The organism is Psychrobacter sp. Ps6 (genome assembly GCF_022129235.1).
Taxonomy (GTDB): Bacteria; Pseudomonadota; Gammaproteobacteria; order Pseudomonadales; family Moraxellaceae; genus Psychrobacter.
The window spans coordinates 1-2,074 of record NZ_JADQAI010000078.1 but is presented as its reverse complement, the minus strand read 5'-3'; the positions used below and the strand labels follow the sequence as shown (position 1 = coordinate 2,074).

The window sequence follows — 2,074 nt, the reverse complement described above, 5'->3', positions numbered from 1 at the left end:
ATTGTGCTGTTAAAATATCTTCTCTCCAGTGTTCATTTTGAGCCCACATCTCTATCACTAGCGGAACAACACATTCAGTCTCTTTCAACGTTCGGAATATCGCTTTGAAGTCTACATCTCCATCTCCGATAATAAGATCACGGAATTGTCCTTTATATTCAGGAGTAACACGATATGTATCTTTCAGATGAATTTGAGTAATATGAGGCTTACTCAAATTTAGTTCAGTGACAATGTCATAGTTCCATCCAGATATGTTACCTACATCTGGATAAGCAGAGAAAAATGGTGAATTAATTTCACGATTTAAAATCTCAAACTTACTTAATGAATTGAGATAGCTAGTATCCATAATCTCAACAGCCAGCATCACACCTGCGCGTTCTGCAAGTTTAGAGGATAACTTCATACCTTCGATAAAACGTAAGTGCGTTAATGTATCTGAAGGCTCATAATAAACGTCGTAACCCGCTAATTGAATCGTACGAATACCTAATTTGTATGCTAGAGTTATCGCTTTTTCCATGTGAATCGCGGCTTGTTCACGAATTTTTGGTTCTGCGGAACCAAATGGAAACTTGCGATGCGCGCTTAAGCACATTGACTGTAATGGCACTTGGTATTCTTCACATAAACGACGCAAACTATAGATCTCTTCATCGCTCCAATCTAAGCGACTACGTCTTTCATCTGATTCATCAACAGAAATCTCAAGAAAATCAAAGCCAAGCTCTTTAGTTGTCTTTAGTTTTTCTGCCCAACTGAGATCGTTTGGTAGTGCTTTTTCATAGAGTCCTACTCGATGGCGTAATAGATTTTGATACATTGCGCCCTCCTAATTCCAGTAGCGATTAATCTGTTCTTTCAATGCTTCTGCCGTTTCTTTACCTTTTTCTCCTGCTAGTGCTCGACCAGCAATGAATGTTTTTGCTTTGATACCTTCAAATAGATGTAAATCTTCTGGCACAATGCCTCCTGTAATAGAAAGCTCTAGACCAAGTTCAGATAAAGCTCTCATCTTAGTTAAGTCAGTTTCCGTCCAACCTACACCAGCCAATTCTGCGTCACGTGATCGGTGGTAAATCGCCTGTTTAATACCTAAATTAACCCATAACTGGGCATCTTCCATAGTCCAATTCCCGTAGAGCTCAATCTGAATTTCACCATTAAATTCATCGGCTACTTTTTTACACGCATCAATTGTCGCAATATGTGCTGCCGCGGATACTGTAATCCAATTTGCTCCTGCCTCAAATGCCATGCGTGCAAGTATTGCTCCACCATCTGTAGTTTTCATATCACAAACTAAGATATGTTTAGGATGGTTTTTACGAAGAGTTGATACTGCTTTCATTCCCTCAGCAAAAGCTAAAATAGTTCCTACTTCAATTACGTCAACATAACTTTCTACATTTTCGGCTACTTCAATTGCAGCTGGTAGGTTAGTTTGGTCAAGAGCTATTTGGATCATAGGTTTAGTCATGTGTTTATCCTCTAATTTGTTCACGTATTAGATAAGCAAGGCCGTCTTGATTGTTATCTGTTTTACATATAGTTCGAGCATGGGATTTAACCGTGTTGTCAGCATTAAGCATCGCAACACCCAATCCTGCATATTGAAGCATTGATATATCATTGTGATTATCACCAACAGCAATCACCTGAGATGATCGTAAGCCGAGGTTATTTACATATTCAGCTAAACATTGGCCTTTACTGTTCCCTTTTGCAGCAAAGTCAATTCTGTTTGACCAAGATCGCTCACCGTTAAAGTGCTCATTGATCCAAGGTAGTTGCATAAAATGATTAACATCGTCTGCTTCACCTTCCACAACAAATTTCCAAATATATTTTGTATTTTTTACAGTACGAGAAAATGAATCTACTCGGTAAATGTTTGGTTTATGTTGTTTAGGAGCTTTCTCCGCCCACTCTTCAAGAGCTAGCATGTATTCAAATGGGTTATAATTGGAGTAAGTCATTGCATCTTCGATATACATGACCATTTTTAGATTGTGCTCATCTGCAAGCTTGATAAACGTTAATGCATCTTGACGATCAATGGCGTTTTGCT

Annotated in this window: 3 protein-coding genes; all 3 read right to left on the bottom strand. The window is 38.6% G+C overall.

Features of this window, described 5'->3' with window-relative positions; all coding sequences use genetic code 11:
* On the bottom strand, positions 1-826 hold an 826-nt coding region (locus I3255_RS13855; RefSeq protein WP_238039328.1), incomplete at its 3' end, for an L-ribulose-5-phosphate 3-epimerase.
* A 9-nt stretch (positions 827-835) separates the two neighbouring features.
* Complete coding sequence (locus I3255_RS13850; RefSeq protein WP_138222678.1) at positions 836-1,483, bottom strand: 3-keto-L-gulonate-6-phosphate decarboxylase UlaD; 648 nt, start codon at positions 1,481-1,483, stop codon at positions 836-838.
* A gap of 4 nt (positions 1,484-1,487) precedes the next feature.
* A partial coding sequence (locus I3255_RS13845) for an HAD hydrolase family protein (RefSeq protein WP_238039327.1) occupies positions 1,488-2,074 on the bottom strand: 587 nt, incomplete at its 5' end.